At 71.8% G+C, this 22,128-nt stretch carries 20 protein-coding genes and 1 tRNA gene; 16 read left to right on the forward strand and 5 right to left on the reverse strand.

Going from position 1 to position 22,128, the window contains the following annotated elements; genetic code table 11:
• The first annotated feature begins 3 nt into the window (after positions 1-3).
• The 5 genes from ACFCZ1_RS18990 to ACFCZ1_RS19010 all read left to right on the forward strand — a co-directional run bounded on the left by ACFCZ1_RS18990 (position 4) and on the right by ACFCZ1_RS19010 (position 3,889).
• Positions 4-2,175, forward strand: a complete 2,172-nt coding sequence (locus ACFCZ1_RS18990) for an ATP-dependent DNA helicase UvrD2 (protein ID WP_376679416.1) — start codon at positions 4-6, stop codon at positions 2,173-2,175.
• 168 nt (positions 2,176-2,343) lie between these two features.
• Entirely contained in the window at positions 2,344-2,685 is a 342-nt protein-coding gene (locus ACFCZ1_RS18995; RefSeq protein ID WP_376679417.1) for a hypothetical protein, read from the forward strand.
• A 174-nt stretch (positions 2,686-2,859) separates the two neighbouring features.
• Entirely contained in the window at positions 2,860-3,231 is a 372-nt protein-coding gene (locus ACFCZ1_RS19000; RefSeq protein ID WP_376679418.1) for a WhiB family transcriptional regulator, read from the forward strand.
• Complete coding sequence (locus ACFCZ1_RS19005; RefSeq protein ID WP_376679419.1) at positions 3,228-3,557, forward strand: hypothetical protein; 330 nt, start codon at positions 3,228-3,230, stop codon at positions 3,555-3,557. Before ACFCZ1_RS19000 ends, ACFCZ1_RS19005 begins: the two co-directional genes overlap by 4 nt.
• Before the next feature lie 125 nt (positions 3,558-3,682).
• Positions 3,683-3,889, forward strand: coding sequence for a hypothetical protein (locus ACFCZ1_RS19010; RefSeq protein ID WP_328927529.1), 207 nt, complete (start codon positions 3,683-3,685; stop codon positions 3,887-3,889).
• Positions 3,890-3,916: 27 nt separating this feature from the next.
• Here the strand turns inward: ACFCZ1_RS19010 and ACFCZ1_RS19015 are convergent, their stop codons facing one another.
• Together ACFCZ1_RS19015 and ACFCZ1_RS19020 are read right to left on the reverse strand one after the other, a co-directional pair.
• A complete protein-coding gene (locus ACFCZ1_RS19015) occupies positions 3,917-5,245 on the reverse strand; it encodes an ABC1 kinase family protein (RefSeq protein WP_376679420.1) in 1,329 nt (442 codons plus the stop codon).
• A 73-nt stretch (positions 5,246-5,318) separates the two neighbouring features.
• Entirely contained in the window at positions 5,319-6,461 is a 1,143-nt protein-coding gene (locus ACFCZ1_RS19020; RefSeq protein ID WP_376679421.1) for a ThiF family adenylyltransferase, read from the reverse strand.
• Between the two features lie 125 nt (positions 6,462-6,586).
• Here ACFCZ1_RS19020 and ACFCZ1_RS19025 point away from each other — a divergent pair, with 125 nt between their 5' ends.
• The 4 genes from ACFCZ1_RS19025 to ACFCZ1_RS19040 all read left to right on the forward strand — a co-directional run bounded on the left by ACFCZ1_RS19025 (position 6,587) and on the right by ACFCZ1_RS19040 (position 10,458).
• On the forward strand, positions 6,587-7,225 hold the full coding sequence (locus ACFCZ1_RS19025) for a M48 family metallopeptidase (RefSeq protein ID WP_376679422.1): 639 nt from the start codon (positions 6,587-6,589) through the stop codon (positions 7,223-7,225).
• Between the two features lie 130 nt (positions 7,226-7,355).
• Positions 7,356-8,984, forward strand: a complete 1,629-nt coding sequence (locus ACFCZ1_RS19030) for a TerD family protein (protein WP_376679423.1) — start codon at positions 7,356-7,358, stop codon at positions 8,982-8,984.
• Positions 8,985-9,004: 20 nt separating this feature from the next.
• The gene (locus ACFCZ1_RS19035) at positions 9,005-9,685 is read left to right on the forward strand and encodes an AIM24 family protein (protein WP_376679450.1); all 681 of its coding nucleotides are present in this window, start codon (positions 9,005-9,007) and stop codon (positions 9,683-9,685) included.
• 17 nt (positions 9,686-9,702) lie between these two features.
• The gene (locus tag ACFCZ1_RS19040; RefSeq protein ID WP_376679424.1) at positions 9,703-10,458 is read left to right on the forward strand and encodes an AIM24 family protein; all 756 of its coding nucleotides are present in this window, start codon (positions 9,703-9,705) and stop codon (positions 10,456-10,458) included.
• A 70-nt stretch (positions 10,459-10,528) separates the two neighbouring features.
• Here ACFCZ1_RS19040 and ACFCZ1_RS19045 read toward each other — a convergent pair whose 3' ends face one another.
• Together ACFCZ1_RS19045 and ACFCZ1_RS19050 are read right to left on the reverse strand one after the other, a co-directional pair.
• A complete protein-coding gene (locus ACFCZ1_RS19045; RefSeq protein ID WP_376679425.1) occupies positions 10,529-11,077 on the reverse strand; it encodes an NUDIX hydrolase in 549 nt (182 codons plus the stop codon).
• Positions 11,074-12,480, reverse strand: coding sequence for a zinc-dependent metalloprotease (locus tag ACFCZ1_RS19050; protein ID WP_376679426.1), 1,407 nt, complete (start codon positions 12,478-12,480; stop codon positions 11,074-11,076). Before ACFCZ1_RS19050 ends, ACFCZ1_RS19045 begins: the two co-directional genes overlap by 4 nt.
• A 315-nt stretch (positions 12,481-12,795) precedes the next feature.
• Here ACFCZ1_RS19050 and ACFCZ1_RS19055 point away from each other — a divergent pair, with 315 nt between their 5' ends.
• The 4 genes from ACFCZ1_RS19055 (at position 12,796) to ACFCZ1_RS19070 (ending at position 16,263) form a co-directional block, all read left to right on the forward strand.
• Positions 12,796-13,848 (forward strand): SDR family oxidoreductase, encoded by a 1,053-nt coding sequence (locus ACFCZ1_RS19055; protein ID WP_376679427.1) that lies wholly within the window; start codon positions 12,796-12,798, stop codon positions 13,846-13,848.
• Between the two features lie 238 nt (positions 13,849-14,086).
• On the forward strand, positions 14,087-14,548 hold the full coding sequence (locus ACFCZ1_RS19060) for a molybdenum cofactor biosynthesis protein MoaE (protein WP_328927537.1): 462 nt from the start codon (positions 14,087-14,089) through the stop codon (positions 14,546-14,548).
• A gap of 313 nt (positions 14,549-14,861) precedes the next feature.
• A complete protein-coding gene (locus tag ACFCZ1_RS19065; protein WP_376679428.1) occupies positions 14,862-15,059 on the forward strand; it encodes a hypothetical protein in 198 nt (65 codons plus the stop codon).
• A 112-nt stretch (positions 15,060-15,171) separates the two neighbouring features.
• Positions 15,172-16,263: a PDZ domain-containing protein gene (locus ACFCZ1_RS19070; RefSeq protein ID WP_376679429.1), complete on the forward strand. Its 1,092-nt coding sequence runs from the start codon at positions 15,172-15,174 to the stop codon at positions 16,261-16,263.
• Positions 16,264-16,292: 29 nt separating this feature from the next.
• Here the strand turns inward: ACFCZ1_RS19070 and ACFCZ1_RS19075 are convergent, their stop codons facing one another.
• Positions 16,293-16,862, reverse strand: coding sequence for a PPA1309 family protein (locus ACFCZ1_RS19075; RefSeq protein WP_376679430.1), 570 nt, complete (start codon positions 16,860-16,862; stop codon positions 16,293-16,295).
• A 131-nt stretch (positions 16,863-16,993) separates the two neighbouring features.
• Here ACFCZ1_RS19075 and ACFCZ1_RS19080 point away from each other — a divergent pair, with 131 nt between their 5' ends.
• From ACFCZ1_RS19080 to ACFCZ1_RS19090, 3 genes are all read left to right on the forward strand, one after another.
• Positions 16,994-19,876 carry a UPF0182 family protein gene (locus ACFCZ1_RS19080; RefSeq protein ID WP_376679451.1) on the forward strand — a complete coding sequence of 961 codons (2,883 nt, stop codon included), beginning with the start codon at positions 16,994-16,996 and terminating at the stop codon, positions 19,874-19,876.
• A gap of 52 nt (positions 19,877-19,928) precedes the next feature.
• Positions 19,929-20,002: transfer RNA gene (locus ACFCZ1_RS19085), tRNA-Met, on the forward strand.
• A 201-nt stretch (positions 20,003-20,203) separates the two neighbouring features.
• The gene (locus ACFCZ1_RS19090) at positions 20,204-22,066 is read left to right on the forward strand and encodes a tetratricopeptide repeat protein (protein WP_376679431.1); all 1,863 of its coding nucleotides are present in this window, start codon (positions 20,204-20,206) and stop codon (positions 22,064-22,066) included.
• The last annotated feature ends 62 nt before the right edge of the window (positions 22,067-22,128 follow it).

Raw genomic sequence — 22,128 nt, forward strand, 5'->3', positions numbered from 1 at the left:
GGGGTGACAGCAGCAACGCACTCCCCATCCTTCTCCGCCGCCGAGGCCGCCGACTCGGCCGACGCGGTGCTCCTGGGCCTGGACCCGGAGCAGCGCGAGGTCGCGACGACCCTGCGCGGGCCGGTGTGCGTGCTTGCGGGTGCCGGCACCGGCAAGACCCGTGCGATCACCCACCGCATCGCCTACGGAGTCCAGTCCGGCCAGCTGATGCCGGCCAGTGTGCTGGCCGTCACCTTCACCAACCGCGCTGCCGGAGAGATGCGCGGCCGCCTGCGTGGCCTCGGCGCCGGCGGGGTCCAGGCCCGTACGTTCCACTCCGCCGCCCTGCGCCAGCTCCAGTACTTCTGGCCCAAGGCGGTCGGCGGGGACGTCCCCCGGCTCCTGGAGCGCAAGATCCAGTTCGTCGCCGAGGCCGGCGCGCGCTGCCGCATCCGCCTCGACCGGGGCGAGCTGCGCGACGTCACCGGCGAGATCGAGTGGGCCAAGGTCACCCAGACCGTGCCCGCCGACTATCCGGTGGCCGCCCTCAAGTCGGGCCGCGAAGCCCCCCGCGACCTGGCCGAGATCGCCCAGATCTACGGGACGTACGAGCAGCTCAAGCGCGACCGCGGCATGATCGACTTCGAGGACGTGCTGCTCCTCACCGTCGGCATCCTCCAGGACCGCCACGACATCGCCGAACAGATCCGCGCCCAGTACCAGCACTTCGTCGTGGACGAGTACCAGGACGTCAGCCCCCTCCAGCAGCGGCTGCTCGACCTGTGGCTCGGCGAGCGGGACAGTCTCTGCGTCGTCGGCGACGCCAGCCAGACGATCTACTCCTTCACCGGCGCCACCCCCGACCACCTGCTGAACTTCCGTACCCGCTACCCGCAGGCCACCGTGGTGAAGCTGGTCCGCGACTACCGTTCCACCCCCCAGGTCGTCCACCTCGCCAACGGCCTCCTCAAGCAGGCCAAGGGCCGGGCCGCCGAGCACCGCCTGGAGCTGATCTCGCAGCGCGAGACCGGCCCCGACCCGGTCTACGCCGAATACCCGGACGAGCCCGCCGAGGCCGAGGGCGTCGCCGCGCGGGTCCGCGACCTGATCGCGGCGGGCGTACCGGCCGGCGAGATCGCCGTCCTGTACCGCATCAACGCCCAGTCCGAGGTGTACGAGCAGGCCCTCGCCGACGCCGGGGTCCCCTACCAGCTGCGCGGAGCCGAGCGCTTCTTCGAGCGCGGAGAGGTCCAGAAGGCGATCCTCGCGCTGCGCGGAGCCGCCCGGTCCGGCGGGAACGACCCGCTGCTCGACGATGTCGTCGAGCTCGGCTCCCAGGTCCGGGCCGTGCTCAGCTCCACCGGCTGGACCGCCCAGCCGCCGGCCGGCTCCGGCGCGGTGCGCGACCAGTGGGAATCGCTGGCCGCCCTGGTCCGCCTCGCCGAGGACTTCGCCCGGATGCGGCCCGGGGCCACCCTGGCGGACCTCACCGTCGAGCTCGACGAGCGCAAGGCCGCCCAGCACGCCCCGACCGTGCAGGGCGTCACCCTGGCCTCGCTGCACGCGGCCAAGGGCCTGGAGTGGGACGCCGTGTTCCTCGTCGGCCTCACCGACGGCATGGTGCCGATCACCTACGCCAAGACCGACGAGCAGGTCGAGGAGGAGCGCCGGCTGCTCTATGTCGGCGTCACCCGGGCACGGTTGCACCTGACCCTCTCCTGGGCGCTCTCGCGGGCCCCGGGAGGCCGGGCCTCACGACGCCCCAGCCGCTTCCTGAACGGCCTGCGGCCGGGTTCCGCGGCCCCGGGAACGGGGCCGGGCGGCGCGGGCGAGCGGGCGGCCCGCAAGCACGGGCGCCGCGGGCCGGTGCTCTGCCGCGTCTGCGGCAAGACCCTGACCGAGGCCGGCGAGCTGAAACTGATGCGCTGCGAGGACTGCCCGTCCGATATGGACGAGGGTCTCTACGAGCGGCTGCGGGAGTGGCGCCGGGCCCAGGCGAAGGAGCAGGGCCTGCCCCCCTACTGCGTCTTCACGGACAAGACGCTGATGGCGATCGCGGAGGCCGCACCCTCCGAAGCGGGCGAGCTCTCGATGATCTCCGGCGTGGGTGCGCGCAAGCTCGACCGGTACGGAGCCGACGTGCTGGCCATCTGTGCAGGTGAGGAGCCTGGGTTCGAGGAGTCTGACGACGCGTAGAAACTCGTCGGAAAAATAGTTTGCACATGCCCAGCGAATCCCCATAGGTTCTTAGCAACGGAAACGGTGGCTTCTCCGAAGCCCTGGTTCCGTGCTGTACTTATCCGAATACGCATGGGACGGGCCCCCGGGCCCCCGTCCCCGAGACGCCGAGAGGAGGCGAGACCAGTGACCAGCTTCATGACCTTCACCAAAATGACCGATCGCTCGGTCGACGCTTCCTGCCTGCTCGGTTCCGTCTCCCTCCTGGGTACCGGTGTGTCCGCGATTTCCGCTGACATCCCCGCCCTGCTGGCGACCCTTCCGGTCAGCGAGCGCAATGAGCGACCGACCCAGGCACCGGTGGCAGTACTGGCAGCGGAAGCCCAGGCGCATGGCGCCTATGGCTTCGCCGCCGCAGCCGGTGCCGCCAGTGCCGGATTCAAGCGCCAGACCAAGCAGACGACGAAGCAGCAGCACCACCTGATGTGGGCCTTCCGTGGGCTCGAACCCTGGAGTGATCCAGCCTGATCGCATGATCAGGCCGGCGCCTTCAGGGCCGCGGAACCCCACCCGGGATCCGCGGCCCTTCTGTTTGTCCCCGAACGGGGACGACGGCAAGGCGCCTCGGGACTGGCAGAACCCCAGCCGAATCCGGCCGACCGGCCGGAACGACTAGACGACCAAGACGAGGAAGAAACCACCGTGCAACTCGAAGCGCACGCCCCGTCCGCACCGCAGACCCAAACGATCTCCCCGCCCGCAGTCCCGGAGGACCACACCTTGACCCCGCTCACCGCGCTGACCGCGCTCGACGACGCCATCGAGAACCTCGGCGTACCCGTCCCGTGCCGCACCTTCGACCCCGAGGTCTTCTTCGCCGAGTCCCCGGCGGACGTCGAGTACGCCAAGTCCCTCTGCCGCACCTGCCCGCTGGTCGAGGCCTGCCTCGCCGGTGCGACCGAGCGCCGCGAGCCCTGGGGCGTCTGGGGTGGCGAGCTCTTCGTCCAGGGTGTCGTCGTCGCCCGCAAGCGGCCGCGTGGCCGTCCGCGCAAGAACCCGGTTGTCGCGGCATGACCGCCCACGGAACCATCGACCGCCCCCTCACGCACGACCCCCTGAAGCAGGCCCTCATGACCGCCCACTCCACGAGCGAGCAGCCGCACGGCTCCGCCACCGCAGACTTCATCACCGCAGGCGCGATCACCTCGCGTCAGAACAGGACCCGCGAAATGCAACTCATCCCAGAAGCCCTGGCTCGCGCCCATATGGACGACCGCATGCGTGAGGTGGACGCCGAGCGTCACGCCGTGCGCCTGATCGCCGCCCGCCGCATGCAGCGGCGAGCCGAGCGCGTCTCGATGCGCGCCCGGCGTGCGCTCGCCATGGCCGTCATGCACTAAGAGCCCTGCAGCTGCGAGGCTCTGAACAGCACAGACACGATGCCTTGGGGGACCGGTCCGAACGGACCGGTCCCCCCGGTGCGTTGCGCAGCCCTGTCCGCCCCGTACGGGGATATCGTCTGGAGGTGGACCAGCCGACTCCCCACCCCGCCAAGCCGGGATCCGAGGCCCAGCCCGTCGTCTGCGCGCGCTGCGGTGCCCGGTCTCCGGACGGCGCCCCGATCACCTGGACCTGCTCCATGGAAAACGGCAGCAGGCACTACTTCTGTCACGACTGCGCCCGGGCCAACATCCGGGCGATCGAGGGCAGGCTCGACTCCTCCTGGTGGTGACCCGGAGCCGGCCCGCCCGCTCGCGGCTCACTCCGCGGGCGCGAATCCCGGCAGCCAGGAGTCCAGTTCGTCCCGCAGCCGCACCGTCGAGCCCAGCTGGCACAGCACCCCGATGGTGCTCAGCGTGACCCGGTGGATCAGCAGGTACGAGGGCGGCAGGTTGATCTGCCGACCCAACTGGTGTGCGGGGGACCGGGGATCGGCGATCCGCGCCGCCTGGCCGCGCAGCCACGCCCGCGTGAAGGTGAACTCCTCGGCCTCGGCGGGCTCGATGATCGGCTTGAGGTAGTCCAGTACCGCATCCGGGTCCAGCTCGATGGACTCCTTCACGAACCCCTCGGCGCACAGGTGTCCATAGACCCCCTCGGCGTCACCGTCCAGCGTCATCCGCAGGGACCTGCCGATGGGCTTGGGCCAGCCGCCCGGCAGCCGGTCGACCGTGCCGAAGTCCAGGACGCCCAGCCGCATCCGGCCCTCCGGCCCCGATATCAGCCGGAAGTTGCCCGGGTGCGGGTCCGCGTGCAGCAGCCCGGTGCGGGCGGGACCGGAGAAGAGGAACCGGGCCAGCAACTGACCGGCGCGGTCACGCTCCTCCTCGGTGCCGTCGGCTATCACCTCCGACAGCGGAGTCCCCTCCAACCACTCGGTCACCAGAACCTGGTCGCCCTGGTGCACGACATCCGGCACCACGACGTCGGGGTCGCCCTCGAACGCGTCCGCGTGCGTCCGCTGCGCCTCGGCCTCCAGCTCGTAGTCGAGCTCCTCCGCGACCCGGTCGCGCAACTCCTTGATGAGCGGCTTGATCTCCATGCCCGGTATCAGCGGCCCCAGCAGACCCGCGAACCGGGCCAGCTGCTTCAGGTCCGACAGCAGCGCCTCGCCGGCCCCCGGGTACTGGACCTTGACCGCCACCTGCCGGCCGTCGTGCCACACCGCCCGGTGCACCTGCCCGATCGAGGCCGCCGCGGCCGGCTTGTCCTCGAACTCCTCGAACAGGTCCCGCCAGTCCGCGCCCAGCCGGTCCGCCAGCACCTGGTGCACCGTGGCCGTGGGCAGCGGCGGAGCCGCTTCCTGAAGCTTGGTCAGCGCCGCCCGATAGGGCCCCGCGACCTCCTCGGGCAGGGCCGACTCGAAGACCGACAGGGCCTGCCCGAACTTCATGGCGCCGCCCTTCAGCTCCCCGAGCGTCCGGAACAGCTGCTCGGCGGTGCGCTGCTGGAGCTCGCGCGCCACTATCTCCGCCGACTTGCCGCCGATCCGCTTGCCCAGCCCCCAGGTCGCCCGCCCCGCGATGCCGAGCGGCAGCGCGGCCAGCTTGACGGTACGGGTGACCGCCTTCCGGGGAAGATCAGACATACGCCCCTCCATGTCCCAGACAGCTGCGCCGCAAGCGGCGGTGTGGGAAGACCCCTCCGACCCACGCATCCTGTCATGGCCCCTCCGGAGGATCCCCTCCCGATCCTCCTCCCAGTCGCTGGAGCACAGCTGGACGACCGGCGCTCGCGCCGCAGGGGCAGTCCGGGTGCGGGCCGACCGGGCTGCGCTGCCAGTGCAGGGCCGGGAGCGCGGCCTCCCAGCGGGAGGCGGTGGAGGCGGGCAGTTCGCCGTCCAGGAAGGACAGCGCGTGGGCCGCGGCCAGGCCGGCCACCATCGTGGACAGGCCCAGGTCACAGGCGCCGCCCGCCCGGCGGCGGTGCGCCGAGCGCCACTGCACCAGCATCCTCGGCCAGGCCGGATCCAGATCCACGCGCTCGCGCTCCATGCACCCCGCGCACGCCGTCGTGCCCGGCAGCACCAGCGGCCCCACCAGTCCGGTGCCCTCCAGCACCCCCGCGTACAGGTGCGGGACGCCCGTCGCCACCCAGTCGGCCGCGGTGTCCGGATCGGGGGCCCAGGCCTGCAGCCCGTCGCGGGGCGCGACCACCACCAGGGCGAGCCCGGGCTCCGGGCCCCCGCTCTCCCCGGCGCGCGGCGCTCGCCCCGGAGCGGACTCGCGCACCAGCCTGCCCGCGGCCTCGCCCCGCGGCCGGCCCACGCTGCCGGACCCGAACCCGCCCGGCGCCACGTCCCCGGGCTCCACCCGGCCCCCGTCGAGCACCTCGACGCCGCCCACACCGGCTCCCGACAGGACCGCGGCGATCAACGCGCCCACCCGGCCGCTCCCGCGCACCTGCACCCGTATCGCCCGGCGCGCGGCGATCCCCCGCAAGTCCCCGCCCGGCTCCCGGTGGACCAGGGAGAGCGAGCCCAGGTCGGGCCCCAGCCGCTCCAGGGCCTCCGGCCGTTTGCGCACGGCCTGGGCGCGCGGACCACCCGCCGTGGCGTCGTCGAGCAGCCCGGCCCCGGCCAGCCGCCGGACCAGTTCGTCGGCCAGGCCGTCCGGCAGTCCCATCCCCGCGGCCTCGGCCCGCAACAGCTCCATCCGCCGCGTCCCGTCGATCCGGTCGATGAGCGCGCCCGTCGCCGTGTCGACGGGGCCGAGCACCACCGCGTGGTCGGGGGTCACCCCGAACTGAACCGTCTGCAGATCCCGCCAGGCCCTTGCCAGCGCCGGCTTCACCTTCGGATACACGGCCGCCCCCTCGATTTCGACGTGCGCACCGGCGCCGTCCCGTTTTCCGGTCTCCCGCAACACTGCCCGTCCGCCGCATTCGGTGCGGGAATTTGTCCACAGCCGAGGTGTATTAGGCATATGAGATGGAGAAATGGGGTCTTGCGGATACCGGCTGCGAATCGATCGCGATCGACCGCCGGACGGGCGGGACTTCCGCCGCGGCTACCGGGTACCGTCGTGGCGTGTCCGCCGACCCACCGCAGCGCGCCGTCGAAGTCCGCCGGAGCGCGCGCCGCCGCAGGACCGTATCCGCCTATCGCGAGGGTGACCGTACGGTCGTCCTCATCCCTGCCCGGATGTCCGAGGCCGAGGAGCGGCGCTGGGTGGGCGTGATGCTCGACAAGCTGGCCGCCCAGGAGAGCAAGCGCACCCTCGGCGACACGGAACTCACCGAGCGCGCCGAGCGTTTGTCCGAGCAGTACTTCACCGGCCGTGCCCGCCCCCGCTCGGTCCGCTGGGTCACCAACCAGAACACCCGCTGGGGCTCCTGCACCCCGGCCGAAGGCAGCATCCGGCTCTCCCACCGCCTCCAGGGGATGCCGGAGTACGTCGTCGACTACGTCCTCCTGCACGAGCTGGCCCACCTGCTCGTCCCCGGCCACGGCCCCCGCTTCTGGGAACTGCTGGAGGCGTATCCGCGGACCGAGCGGGCCCGCGGGTACCTGGAGGGAATCGTCGCCGCCGAGCGCCTCCCGAAGGTCCCCGCCGCCCGCGGTGAGTAGCGCGTCAGCCACACGCACTGTCACGGACGGTGATATGTACCGGGTCGGTACCGACTTGGCCGGATGTCGGCAGTTGCCGTTAGCCTGAGCGGCACGCATTCACAGTCGGGATGGGGGACGGTCGTTACGTATGGCCAGGGAATTCCAACGGGGCCACAAGGCCAAGATCAGTGATCTGACGCCGGGCACGGATCTGTACGTGGGCGTCCAGATCGCCGGACCCGGACTCACCTTCGACATCAGCTGCTTCGGCCTCGACGCGAACGAGCAGCTGTCCGACGACCGCTACTTCGTCTTCTTCAACCAGCCGAAGTCGCCCGAGGAGTCCATCCAGCAGCTCGGCGCCCAGGCCGGAGACACCGAATCCTTCCGGGTGACCCTGGACCGCGTGCCGGCCTCCATCCACAAGCTGTCCTTCACCGCCACCATCGACGGCGCCGGCCAGATGTCTCAGATCGGACCGGGCTACATCCGGATCGTCGCGGGCGGCGAGGAAGTCGTCCGGTACTCGTTCACCGGTGCGGAGTTCACCACCGAGCGGGCCGTGATGCTCGGCGACTTCTACCTCAAGGACGTGTGGCGCTTCGCCGCCGTCGGCCAGGGCTTCGACGGCGGACTCGCCGCGCTGCTCAAGAACTTCGGCGGCGAGGTCGCCGAAGAGGAGCAGCCGCAGCAGCCGGCCCCGGCCCAGGGCGGCGCCGCGCCGGGATTCGCCCCGCCGCCGCAGGCCCAGGCACCGTCCTTCGGCGCCCCCGCCCAGGCCCCGGCTCCCCAGGCCCCGGCCCCGCAGGCCCCGGCCCCGCAGGCCCCGGCTCCCGCGCCCGCCTTCGGCGCGCCGCCCGCCGCCGCCCCGCAGCCTCAGGCGTACCCCCAGCACAGTGCGCCCACCATGGCCGCGCCGCTCGCCCCGCCCGCCCCCGCGCCGTACGGCCAGCCGGCGCAGCAGCACTCGTACGGCCAGGTCCCCGCGCCCGCTCCGGCCCCTGCCCCCTACGGGCAGCAGCCGGGCTACGGGCAGGTACCGGGCCAGGCGCCCGGCCAGTACCCTCCCGCCGGCCAGCAGCCCGGCTACGCCCAGCAGGCCCCCGCCCCCGCCGCAGCCGGTCTCGCCGCCGCGCTCCAGCCGTACAAGGAAGCCCCGACGGGCGCCCGTTGGACCGCGCAGAACCAGCAGCTCATGCGCGTCGACCTGTCGATGGGCGGCCAGGCCGTGCTCGCCCGCCAGGGCAGCATGGTCCTGTACCAGGGCAAGGTCGACTTCAGCTACAAGGGCGCGGGCTTCGCCGGCCGCGTCGTGGGCAACGCCACCGGTCAGGAGATGCAGCTCATGCGCTGCACCGGCCGCGGCCAGGTCTTCCTCGCGGAGAACGGCTCCCACCTGCACGCCATCGAGCTCCAGGGCGACGCGATCTGCGTCTCCGCCGAGAACGTCCTCGCCTTCGACGAGTCGCTCCAGCACGAGGTCCGCCGCATCGAGGGCCACGGCATCCCCGGCGGCGCCCTGTTCACCATGCAGTTCCAGGGGACCGGGACCGTGATCGTCAAGACGCACGGCGTCCCGGTGGTCCTCCCCGTCACCCCGACCACCTTCGCGGACAGCAACGCCATCGTGGCGTGGTCGGCCGCCTCACAGGTGATCATTTCCAGTCAGGTCCGGCTCCGGCGCAACGCCTATCCCGGCCACAGCGGGGAGACCGTGAACCTCCAGTTCCGCGGCGCTCCCGGCAACTTCATCGTCGTCCAGCCGTACGAGGTCTGAGGGAGCCCGACATGAACGCAATGAACCAGCAGCTCGCGGGCTACGCCCCGACGCCCGTCACGGCCCGCATGGAGAACCACGGCCGGGCCATGCTCAAGGTCGCCATGCAGAGCGGCCAGGACCTCTTCGCCCGCACCGGCTCGATGGTCGCGTACGAGGGCTTCGTCCAGTACGAGCCCAACCCGCCGGCCGTCCGCCAGATGGCCTCGCAGTGGCTCACCGGCGAGGGTGCCCCGCTGATGAAGTGCACCGGCGACGGCCTGCTCTACCTCGCCGACTACGGCGCCGACGTCGTCGTCATCAACCTCAACAACGACGCCCTCTCCGTCAACGGCACCAACCTGCTCGCCTTCGACGCCCACCTCCAGTGGGGCGTCGAGCGGGTCAAGGGCATGGCGAAGTTCGCCGGCCAGGGCCTGTTCAACGTGCAGGTCGCCGGCACCGGATGGGTCGCGATCACCTCCCGGGGCACCCCGATCGTGGTCGACTGCGGTCGCGGCGAGGACGAGACGTACGTCGACCCGGACGCGCTCGTCGCCTGGTCGCCGAATCTCAAGATCAAGGGGAAGCGCAGCTTCAAGGCCTCGTCGATGATCGGCCGGGGCAGCGGGGAGGCCTACCAGATGGCCTTCTCCGGCCAGGGCATCGTCGTCGTACAGCCCAGCGAGGACAGCACCGACCGGCTCCGGGCCCGGGGCTGAGGGGGAGCGGACACATCATGCAGAGCGCACTTTTCGCCCACGCCGAGGCGCAGTCCCAGGAGCGGTACGCCGTCCAGAACCCGCAGCTGCTGCGGGTCTCGCTGACCGGCCACGACGACGTACTCGCCCGCAAGGGCGCGATGGTCGCCTACCAGGGGATCATCGACTTCGACGGCGAGTACCAGAGCACCACCCAGCGCACCGCCCGCGCCCGCACCGGCGAGGGCCTCGACCTCATGCGCTGCTCCGGGCAGGGCACGGTCTACCTGGCCAACCTGGCCCAGTATGTCCACGTCGTGGACGTGGACCAGGACGGCCTCACCGTCGACAGCAGCTACGTGCTGGCCCTGGACTCCACCCTGCACACCGAGGCCATCGCGGTGGACAGCCAGTACGGAATCTCCGGGTCCGGCAAGTACCAGCTCAACATCACCGGCCGCGGCAAGGTCGCGCTGATGACCTCCGGGCAGCCGCTGATGATGCAGGTCACGCCCGACAAGTACGTCAACGCCGACGCGGACGCGATCGTCGCCTGGTCCACCTCGCTGCGGGTGCAGATGCAGGCCCAGACGCACTCCTCCGGAGTGTGGCGCCGGCGCGGCAACACCGGTGAGGGCTGGGAGCTGAGCTTCCTCGGCACCGGTTTCGCCCTGGTGCAGCCCAGCGAGGTGCTGCCGCCGCAGAACGCCCAGCTAGGCCAGGGGGCAGCGGCGCAGTTCGGCATGGGCCAGCACGGCTCGCACGCGCAGAACCAGAACAACGCCTGGAACTAGTGCGGCATAGGCACGGCGAGGTACGTGGGGCGGACCCGGGCCGCCGGGTCCGCCCCTTCCTCACGTCACGTCACGACGCCACGTGCCGAGCCGCGTCGAGACGGGCCAACGTCGCCTCCAGCAGCCGCACGACCGAGGCGTCGGCCACCGCCGCCACCTCCTCGTACGGGAACCAGCGCAGGTCCAGGGACTCCTCGCTGATCTCCGCCACCGCACCGGCCGGTGCCAGCGCCGCGTACTGCACGTCCAGGTGCCAGTGGCAGGGCGCCGGGATCGGATGCCGGTCGAGGCGCACCGGCCCGCCGGGCACCAGGCTCAGCCCGGACGCGATGCCGGACTCCTCGCGGGCCTCGCGCAGCGCCACCTCGGCGAGGGTCGTGTCGCCGGGCTCGCAGTGGCCGCCCATCTGCAGCCACATGCCCAGCTTCTTGTGCAGGGTCAGCAGGACGCGCTGCCGCTCCGGGTCGATCACCAGCGCGCTGCCGGTGACGTGCCCGGCCCCGCACGGCTTGTAGACCCCGTCCGGATGGGCGGCCAGGTGCTCCAGGTAGACATCGCGCAGATCGGGCTGGTCCTCGTAGCGCTTCAGTACGAGGACCGCGTCGTCGTGCAGGCTCACTTCTCCCCGCCGTCTTCCTCGTCGCGCTTCTGGGCCGCCTCGCCGAGCATCTTGTCGAGCTCGGAGAAGTCCAGCTGCTCGCGGTGCACGAAGCCGTCCGGGTCGTCCAGGTCCGAGGCCGTCGGCAGCATGTCAGGGTGCTCCCACAGCCCGTCACGGCCGTCCACACCGCGCGCGTCCGTGAGCGAGGCCCACAGCCGCGAGGCGTCGCGCAGCCGGCGCGGCCGCAGCTCCAGTCCGATCAGCGTCGCGAAGGTCTGCTCCGCCGGACCGCCCGAGGCGCGCCGCCGGCGCATGGTCTCGCGCATCGCGTCCGCCGAGGTCAGGCGCGGCTTCGCCGCCTCGTGGACCACCGCGTCGACCCAGCCCTCGACCAGCGCGAGCGCCGTCTCCAGGCGGGCCAGCGCGGCCTTCTGCTCGGGAGTGTCCTGCGGCTGGAACATGCCGCCCTGCAGCGCTTCCTGCAACTGCTCCGGGTTCGACGGGTCCAGCTGTCCGACCACGTCCTCCAGCTTCGAGGTGTCGACCTTGATGCCGCGGGCGTAGCCCTCGACCGCGCCGAACAGGTGCGAGCGCAGCCACGGCACGTGGGCGAACAGCCGGGCGTGGGCCGCCTCGCGCAGGGCCAGGTACAGCCGCACCTCGTCCGCCGGGACGCTCAGGTCCTTGCCGAAGCCCTCGATGTTCAGCGGCAGCAGCGCGGCCTTGCCGGCCGGGCCCAGCGGCAGCCCGATGTCGGTCGAGCCGACGACCTCGCCCGCGAGCACGCCCACGGCCTGGCCGATCTGCTGGCCGAACATGGCGCCGCCCATGGAGCGCATCATCCCGAGCAGCGGGCCCGCCATGGCCTGCATCTCCTCGGGCAGCACGCTGCCCATGGCCGCGCCGACCCGCTCGGCGACCGGGTCCACGAGCTCCTTCCACACCGGGAGGGTCGCCTCCACCCACTCGGCGCGGCTCCAGGCGACGGCCGTGGTGGCGCCCGAGGGCAGCGAGGTCACGCCGTCGAGCCAGTGATCGGCCAGACGCACGGCCTCGTCCACGGCGGCCTTCTCGGCGATGCCGACGCTCGCGTCCTTCACGCCGTCCGCCGTGCCCTGTGCCACGGTCTGGCGCGCGATGTCCTTGGCCATGTCCCAGTTCACGGGACCGCCCTCGTAGCTGAGCATCTGGCCGAGCTGCTGGAAGGCCGCGCCCAGGTCGTTCGGGTTCATCGAGCCGAACATCGCCGCGAACGGATTGTCCGCGCCGCCGGGACCGCCCGCGCCGCCCGGCAGGCCCATGCCGGGGAACCCGAACGGATTCGGGCCGCCCTGGCCGCCCTGATTGCCCTTCTTCTTGCCTTCGTCGCCGTCTTCCGGCTCCTCCGGCGGAAGGCCGAATCCGAATGGGGTGTCGCTCACGGGTTTCCTCGGCTCGTAGGGCCGCCGGCGGGTGCCGACGGGCAATGGTCCGACAACACCACCCAGCGTAGACACCGGAACCGCTTGCGGGCTCGGTGCTCCGCCGACTCCTGGGCTGCGGCAGGATGGACATCACCTGGTGGGTACGCGTCACGGCGCGTCCCTACTGAAGACAACCGCTGGAGACGCCTGGTGAGTTCCCCAGATCCGCACGCTTTGGACAAGCACGGCTCGGACGAGTACAGGCCCGACGCCGAAAACCGCCCCGAGCGGAGCGACGGCGCGCACGATGTTCGCCAGCCGCGAAACCCTGCCGTGCGAGGCCCCGTGATCGCCGTCACCGGCGCCGCGTCGGGCGTCGGCGCGGCCCTGGTGACCCGCCTGGCGGCCTCCGACGAGGTCAAGCAGGTCGTGGCCATCGACGAGCGGCGTGGCGACTGCGCGGCCGCGCAGTGGCACGTCCTGGACGTACGGGACCCCGCGATCGCCGAGAAGCTGCGCGGCGCCGACGTCGTGGTGCACCTCGCCCTGGACCTGGATCTGGAGACGGACCCGGCGGCCCGCACGGCGTACAACGTGCGCGGGACCCAGACCGTGCTGACGGCCGCCGCGGCGGCCGGCGTGCACCGGGTCGTGCTGTGCACCTCCGCGATGGTCTACGGGGCCCTGCCCGACAACGACATCCCGCTCTCCGAGGACTCCGAGCTGCGGGCCACCGCCGAGGCGACCGGCGTCGGCGACCTGCTGGAGATCGAGCGCCTCGGCCGCCGGGCCCCCCGCGCCCACCCCGGCCTGAACGTCACCGTGATCCGTCCCGCGGTCCTGGTCGGCGGTACGGACACCGCCCTCACCCGGTACTTCGAGTCACCGCGCCTGCTCGTGGTCGCCGGCTCCCGCCCCACCTGGCAGTTCTGCCACGTCGAGGACCTGGTCAGCGCGCTGGAGTACGCGGCGCTGGAAAAGGTCGAGGGCGAGCTCGCGGTGGGCTGCGAGGGCTGGCTGGAGCAGGAGGAGGTCGAGGAGCTGAGCGGGATCCGCCGCATGGAACTCCCCTCGGCGGTCGCCCTGGGAGCCGCGGCCCGGCTGCACCGGATCGGCCTGACGCCCTCCCCGGCCGGGGACCTCGCCTACACCATGCACCCGTGGGTGGTCAGCGTCAGCGGGCTGCACGCGGCGGGCTGGCGGCCGCGCTGGACCAACGAGGAGGTGCTGGCCGAGCTCCTCCAGGAGGTCGCGGGCCGGCACACCGTCGTGGGCCGCCGGCTGGGCCGCAAGGACGCCACCGCCGCGGGCGCGGCGGGCGCGACGGTCGCGCTGCTCGGTGCCGCCGCCGTGGTGCGGGCGGCCCGCAGGCGCCGGGGCATCTGACCCGGCGGCCGCCCGTCCGGGCCCGGGTCACGCGGCGGCGTCGCGGGGGCGGCCCGGGGCCCCGCCCGGGCTGCCCGGGGCCCCGCCCGGGCTGTCCGGGGCCCCGCCCGGACCCCGCTCCTCCACGGCCGGCGGGGTTCGGAATGCGGGGATTTCTGTAGGAGGCTCCCAAGCAGGCGGGCGCGGCGCGGGTGAATCAGCTATTTCGCCTCGTCAGCGGCTAGGGCACGATGAAGACATGGCACCGCACTTCGATCACCCCGGCGAGCAGGCCGCACAGGACCCGATCCGGCTGCTCGCGATCCGTGACACCCCGCTCTCGATCGACGAGGTCTTCCAGGCCGTCGGCGACGACGCGACGGGCGGCACGACGCTCTTCGTCGGCACGGTGCGCAACCACGACAGCGGCGCGGACGTCGACTCGCTCGGCTACTCCTGCCACCCGACGGCCGAGGCCGAGATGCGCCGGGTCGCCGAGCGCGTCGTGGCGAAGTACCCGGTCCGCGCCCTGGCCGCCGTGCACCGCGTGGGCGACCTGGCCGTCGGTGACCTGGCCGTCGTCGTCGCCGTGTCCTGCCCGCACCGCGGCGAGGCCTTCGAGGCCTGCCGCATGCTGATCGACGACCTGAAGCACGAGGTCCCGATCTGGAAGCACCAGACCTTCGCCGACGGCACCGAGGAGTGGGTGGGCGCCTGCTGAACGCCGACCGAGCGGACCGAGCGGGCCGGCGGACGGAGTCCGGCGCGGGCGTCCGAAGCCTGTGAGGCGCCCCGGCGCCGATCCGTGCGAGGGCGGCTCTGGACGAGGGGTCCTTCGCCGACGGCAGCGAGGAGTGGGTGGGCGCCTGCTGAACCCGGCGCCGGCCGAACCCCCGGTCGCGGGACCGCCCCCGGAAGGGGGTAGCCTCGCACCCGTTCGGCCGCGCAACACGCCCTCGATTTGCGTAACCCCTTCCCGGGCAGCAGCGTTGAAGCCACCAACGACACGTACTTCGGGGTAGGGAGGCACGCCCATGGCGTCACTGGCGTGGTTGCTGATTCCGCTGTTCGCCGCGATCGGAGCGGCGATATGGGGCAGCTGGGCGGCACGCGACCGCACACAAGGCGACATATCCGAGCTCGCCGGCTACGCGCGATTCCGCGAAGCCATGGGAAAGGCCGAACAGACCCGGCACAAGGCAGAGGCTCACTCCGGTTCCGACGCCGTCTGACGCGTCCCGCGAGATGCCCCGAGATCACCCGGAGCCCGAGGGCTCCGCGCACGGCCCCGTACGGACCGGCCCCACGGGCCGCCCGCCAAAGCCGTCCCGTACTGTCGGATCCATGCCACGCCGCACTGCGACGATGCTCGCCTCCACCCTCATGCTGTTCGCGCTGCTCTGCGCAGGGGTGTTCATCAAGGTCCCGTACTCCGAGATGAGCCCCGGGCCGACCGTGAACACGCTCGGGGACTCGCACGGCGAGCCCGTCCTCAACATCGCGGGGCGCAAGACGTACCCGACGAGCGGCCACCTCAACATGACGACGGTCCGCGTCACGGGCGCGGACTACGACATGAACCTGGTGGAAGCGGTGTACGGGTGGCTGGCCGGCGACAACATCGTCGTACCGCACGAGAACCTCTACCCGGACGGCAAGACGGACGCGGAGTCCACTCAGGAGAACGCCGAGGAGTTCAGCCAGTCGCAGCAGAGCGCCAAGGTGGCCGCCCTCAAGCAGCTCGGCATCCCGGTCTCCGCCCGCGTCATCGTCTCCTCCGTGGTCAAGGCCAGCCCCGCCGACGGCACGCTGCACGCCGGTGACGTCGTCAAGGCCGTGGACGGCGCCCCCGTCACCGCCCCCGAGGACGTGGCCAAGCTGGTCACCAAGCACAAGCCCGGCGAGCCCGTCGAGTTCACCATCGTCCCCGCCGCGGACGCGGCCGAGGCCGTGAAGGCGAACCGCGAACCCACCGGCTCCACCAAGGTCACCGTCACCGCGGGCAAGGCGGAGGGCGACGGCCACGCCATCGTCGGCATCCGGGCCGGGACCGACCACACCTTCCCGTTCACGATCGACATCAAGCTCGCCGACGTCGGCGGTCCCAGCGCCGGGCTGATGTTCGCCCTCGGCATCGTCGACAAGCTCACCCCGGAGGACCTGACCGGCGGCACGTTCGTGGCGGGCACCGGCACCATCGACGACGCGGGCAAGGTCGGGCCCATCGGCGGCATCCAGATGAAGACCATCGGAGCCCGCCAGGCCGGCGCCGAGTACTTCCTGACCCCGGCCGAGAACTGCGCCGCCGCGGCCGTCCACGTGCCCGACGGGCTGACCCTGGTGAAGGTCTCCACCATCGGGGACGCCACGCAGGCGCTGCAGAAGATCAGCAAGGGGGACACGGCCGGGCTGCCGCAGTGCGGCGCCAAGCCCTGACCGGCCCCCCGGCCACCCCGCTACGAGTACTACGAGAAGGTCGCGGCCAGCGCCTCGGCCAGCCCGGGCACCAGGTTCCCGCCGGTGAGGACCTCGGTCGAGGAGTCCTTCTCGCGCAGCCGCACGGCCGACTCGCGCGAGCCGTCGCGAAGGACGGCCACCGTCAGGCGTACCTCCTGCCGCTCCGGGTGCCCGGCCACCCACTTCGCCAGCTGCTTGTCGCTCAGCCCCTCCGGTACGGAGGCCTCCGCGGACGGCGGCAGCATCAGCCGCTCCACCGTCAGCGCGCAGCCGACGACCGCGGCGGGCCAGGCGATGGTGCCCAGGAACTTGTCGAGCGGGGTCCCGGCCGGGACCTCGTCCTGCTCGACCGGGGTGAGGGAGGACTTGCCCGCGTCGTCCTGGTCGAGGCCGAGCTGGCTCGCGAGGCGCGGCTCCTGCTTCTTGAGCCGGGCGGTGTCCACGAGCGCGAACAGCCGGGCGGGCTTGTCCCAGCCGAGTCCGGCCGCGTACTCGTCGATTTCGAGGCAGGCGCGGGTCAGCGGGCTGGCCGCCATGGGCGTGCCGGGGGAAGGGGAAAGGTTGGACATGGACAACATCCTGCCTCCTTTCCACCCGATACCGGGAACTGACCAAGGCCCCGGAAAGTTGGATGAGTGGGGCTCTAGGATCGGGTGCCCGTTCAATACCAGACTCAGCGACTTTCGAGGTGCGCACCTTGGCTTTCCAGATGCCGGACCGCGGCGGAGGCCCTTCGGGGCCACGGATGAGAGTCGGCCGCCCGTCCCGGCGAGCCCGCACTCTCCTCATGACCTTGGGCGTCCTGGCCGTCCTGGCCATGCTCTTCATCATGTTCGCGGGCTTCTGGACGGACTGGCTCTGGTTCCGCTCGGTGAAGTACTCCACGGTCTTCACCACCACCCTGTGGACGAAGATCGGCCTCTTCGCCGTCTTCGGCCTGCTGATGGCGGGTGCCGTCGGGTTCAACATCTGGCTGGCGCACCGGCTGCGTCCGCCGCTCAGCGCGATGTCGATGGAGCAGCAGAGCCTCGACCGCTACCGGATGAGCATCGCCCCGTACAAGAAGTGGCTGCTCCTGGGCATCGCCGTGATCGTCGGCCTGATCGCGGGCGCCTCGGCGGCGGGCCAGTGGAAGACCTGGCTGATGTACGTCAACGGGGTGCCCTTCGGGCAGAAGGACCCCGAGTTCCACCTCGACGTGTCGTTCTACACCTTCGACCTGCCCTGGTACCGCTTCCTGCTGGGCTTCGGCTTCGCCGCGGTCGTCCTGTCGGTGATCGCCGCAGCGGTCGTGCACTACCTGTACGGCGGACTGCGCGTGACGAGCCCGGGCGCCCGGGCCACCGCCGCCGCGACCGGTCACCTGTCGGTGCTGCTCGGCCTCTTCGTCACGCTGAAGGCGGTCGCGTACTGGCTCGACCGGTACGGCCTCGCGGTGAAGTCCAGTGACTTCAAGGCAGCCGACAACTGGACCGGCCTGCGCTACGTCGACGCGAACGCGTACCTCCCGGCGAAGACGATCCTCGTCGCCATCGCGGCGATCTGCGCCGTCCTGTTCTTCGCGACCCTGTGGCGCCGCACCTGGCAGCTGCCGGTCATCGGCTTCGGCCTGATGGTGCTCTCGGCGATCCTGATCGGCGGCCTGTACCCGGCGATCGTGCAGAAGTTCCAGGTCCAGCCGAACGAGCAGGCCAAGGAATCCCCGTACGTCGAGAAGAACATCAAGGCGACGCGCGACGCCTACGGGATCGCGGGCTCCGAGGTCAAGGACTATCCGGGCGTGCCGCAGACGCAGGACCGGACCAAGCTGCGCAAGGCGGCCGACACGACCGCCAGCGTCCGCCTCCTCGACCCGAACATCGTCTCGCCGGCCTTCCAGCAGCTCCAGCAGGTCAAGGGCTACTACGCCTTCCCGTCCACGCTCGCCGTGGACCGGTACAGCGGCCAGGACACGGTGATCGGGCTGCGCGAGCTGAACATCGGCGGCATCCCGAAGAACAACTGGATCAACGACCACTTCAAGTACACGCACGGCTACGGAGTGGTCGCCGCCAAGGGCACCACGGTCGGAGACCAGGGCGCGCCCGACTTCACCCAGTCCGACCTGCCCTCCAAGGGCATGTTCGGCACGGACTTCGAGCAGCGGATCTACTACGGCGAGCAGACGAAGCAGTACTCGATCGTCGGCGGACCGCAGAAGGAACTCGACTACTCGGACGACCTCAAGGGTGAGAAGGAGACGAGCTACAAGGGCGACTCCGGCGTCAACCTCGACAGCCCGATAAACCGGGCCGCGTACGCGCTCACCTTCAGCGAGCCGCAGATCCTGTACTCCGGGGCCATCGGCGACGGCTCGCGGATCCTGTACCACCGCACGCCCAAGGAGCGCGTCGAGGCCGTCGCCCCGTGGCTCACCATCGACGGCGCCCCGTATCCGGCGGTCGTGGACGGCCGGATCAAGTGGATCGTCGACGCCTACACGACGACCAACGGCTACCCGTACGCCTCGCGCACCACGCTGGGCCAGAGCACCGCGGATTCGCTGACCAACAGCCAGCGCGCGGTGGTGGCCCAGGAGAACCAGGTCAACTACATCCGCAACTCGGTGAAGGCCACGGTCGACGCGTACGACGGCACGGTCAGCCTGTACCAGTGGGACACCCAGGACCCGGTCCTGAAGACCTGGATGAAGGCGTTCCCGGGCACGGTGAAGGCCAAGAGCGAGATCTCCAAGCCGCTCATGGACCACCTGCGCTACCCGCAGGACCTGTTCAAGGTCCAGCGCGAGCTCCTGACCCGCTACCACGTCACCGACCCGCAGACCTTCCTCAGCGGCAGTGAGGCCTGGGCCGTCCCGGACGACCCGACGACCAAGGCCGGCACGGCGGTCCCGCCGTACTACCTGTCGATGAAGCTGCCGGGCCAGACGGAGAAGGACCAGGTCTTCTCGCTCACGACGACGTTCACGCCGAACGAGCGGGACAACCTGAGCGCCTTCATGGCGGTCAACGCCGATCCGGGCACCCCGGACTACGGCAAGATCAGCGTCCTGAAGCTGCCGACGAGCAAGCCGGTGGACGGGCCCAAGCAGGTCCAGAGCAAGTTCCAGTCCGAACCGAAGATCGCCGAGTCGATCCGCCTGCTGCGCGGTGGCGACTCGGAGGTCGAGTACGGAAACCTGCTCACGGTCCCGCTCGACGGCGGCATGCTCTACGTGGAGCCGGTGTACGTGCGCAGTTCGGGCCTGAAGTACCCGCTGCTGCGCAAGGTGCTCGTGACCTACGGCGGCCAGACCGCGTTCGAGGACACGCTGGAGAAGGCGCTGAACGTGGTGTTCGGGGCCGAGGCCCCCACCACGCCCGTGCCTCCGGCCCAGCCGCCGGGCGAGGGCACCACGACGCCTCCGACTGCCACGGACCCGACGGTGAAGGCGGCGCTCGCCGACGCGTCGAGGGCCATCGAGGACGCCGAGAAGGCCAGGCAGGCCGGCGACTGGGCGGCCTTCGGCAAGGCCCAGGACGAGATCAAGGCGGCGCTGAAGCGGGCGATCGACGCGGAGGCGAAGCTGACCCCGCCCACACCGGCCGGCTAGTGCCACCTCGGTAATGGGTCCGTCCCGCGTCGTGATACTGTGGTTTCACCGACGCGGGGTGGAGCAGCTCGGTAGCTCGCTGGGCTCATAACCCAGAGGTCGCAGGTTCAAATCCTGTCCCCGCTACTGAAGACGAAGGCCCGGATCCATGGGATCCGGGCCTTCGTCGTGCCCGGGGCGGACACGCGGTAGCCCACAAGGGTGAGTTGGGCCGGGAGCGTGTTTGACTTGACTCTCTATGGGCATGTCGACAAAACGCTGTAGTGACCTCACTGGCTGCGACATACCTGGTGTACGCGGGTAGCAGGTGATGCGACGATGGGATTTATGGGGGACAGGTCAACTCTGCTGGAGACAGGGCGGTTTGTGAGGGCGGAGGCCGAGCCGGGTACGGGAGCCGGTGAGTCGGCTCCCGTTGCCAACGCGCAGACCGCGCTGACCGATGCGGATTTCTTGGACAAGCACAGCGCGGAGGAAGTGTTCGCCGAGACCGACACGGCGAGCGACGCCGAGCTGGAAGCCCGGCACCGGGTGGCCGCCGACAAGGGCGACCCGGGTGCCATGAGCGTGCTCGGTGCGCTGCTGCTGCGCCGGGGCGACCTCGACGGCGCCGAGCCGTACCTGCGCGGCGCCACCGGGGAAGGGGACCGCGCCGCCGCGAACAACCTGGGCGTCCTGCTGCACCAGCGGGGCTACCCCGAGGAGGCGGCCAGCTGGTGGCGGGTCGCCGCCGTGGCCGGATCCGCGCCCGCCGCGCACGCTCTGGGCCGCCACTTCCGCGAGCGCGGGGACGAGCCCGCCGCCGAGTACTGGCTCCGCCAGGCGGCGGAATCCGGCCATGCCCTGGGTGCGTACGGGCTGGCCGACCTGCTGGAGCACCGGGGGGACAAGGGCGTCGAGCGGTGGTTCCGCGCCGCCGCGGAACAGGGGCACCGCGAAGCCGCCTACCGGCTGGCGCGGCACCTGAGGAAGGGCGACCCCGCCGAGGCCGAGCAGTGGTACCGGCAGGCCGCCGCGCGCGGGCACCGCCGTGCCGCGCTGCACCTGGGCGCGATGCTGGAGGCGCGCGGCGAAGTCAAGGAGGCCGGGCGCTGGTACCTGACCTCCGCCAAGCAGGGCGAGGCCAGGGCGGCCTGCGCGCTCGGCTTCCTGCTGCGCGACGCCGGCGACGAGGAGAGCGCGTCCACCTGGTGGCACCGGGCCGCGCAGGACGGCGACGGCAACGCCGCGAACGCCCTGGGCGCGCTGTACGCGGCGCGCGGCGAGACCCAGACCGCGGAGCGCTGGTACCGGACCGCCATGGACGCGGGCGATCAAAACGGGGCGTACAACCTTGCTCTGCTGTGCGTCGCACAGGACCGGACCGCGCAGGCCGAGCAGTGGTACCGGCGTGCCGCGTACGCCGGACACCGCGAGGCGGCCAACGCGCTCGCCATCCTGCTGCTGCAGGGCGGGGACGCGGAGGGCGCCGAGCCGTGGTTCTCCAAGGCCGCCGAGGCCGGCAGCGTCGACGCCGCCTTCAACCTCGGGATCCTGTTCGCCAGCCGCGACGAGGACCGTACGGCGCTGAAGTGGTACGAGCGGGCCGCGTCGGCGGGGCACACCGACGCCGCGCTCCAGGTCGGCATCGCGCTGGTCCGGGACGGGGAGGAGCGGGCCGCCGAGCGCCACCTGCGGTGCGCGGCGGGCGGCGGCAGCGCGGAGGCGGCCTTCCGGCTGGCCTCGCTGCTGGAGTCGCTGGCCCCGCCGCCGGAGCCCGTGGCACTGGGCGAGCCGGTGGGCGGCGCCCCGCGGAGCGAGAGCGAGGAGTGGTACGAGCGGGCCGCCGAGCTGGGGCACCGCCGCGCCCAGGTGCGGATCGGAATGCTGGCCGCGGCCCGGGGCGACCTGGCCGTCGCCGCGCGCTGGTACCGCGAGGCGGCCGAGGCGGGCTCCCGGAACGGCGCGTTCAACCTGGGGCTGCTGCTGGCCCGCGAGGGGAGCGAGCCGGAGGCCGCCCTGTGGTGGACCCGCGCCGCGGTGGCGGGCCACGGCCGCGCCGCGCTGCGGCTGGGGCTGCTGGCGGCGCGGCACGGGGACCTGGCGGAGGGGCAGAAGTGGTGTGTGCGGGCCATGGAGCTCGGGCCGGAGGAGGTCTCGCAGCGCGCGGCGCGGCTGCGCGAGGCCCTGGCCGAGGAGCTCTCGGCCTGACCCTTGCGGCCAGGACCTGTCCTCAACCGATTTGCATCTGCTGTGCGGCCTCACGTAGAGTC

The organism is Streptomyces sp. NPDC056224 (assembly GCF_042267665.1).
Classification (GTDB): Bacteria; Actinomycetota; Actinomycetes; order Streptomycetales; family Streptomycetaceae; genus Streptomyces.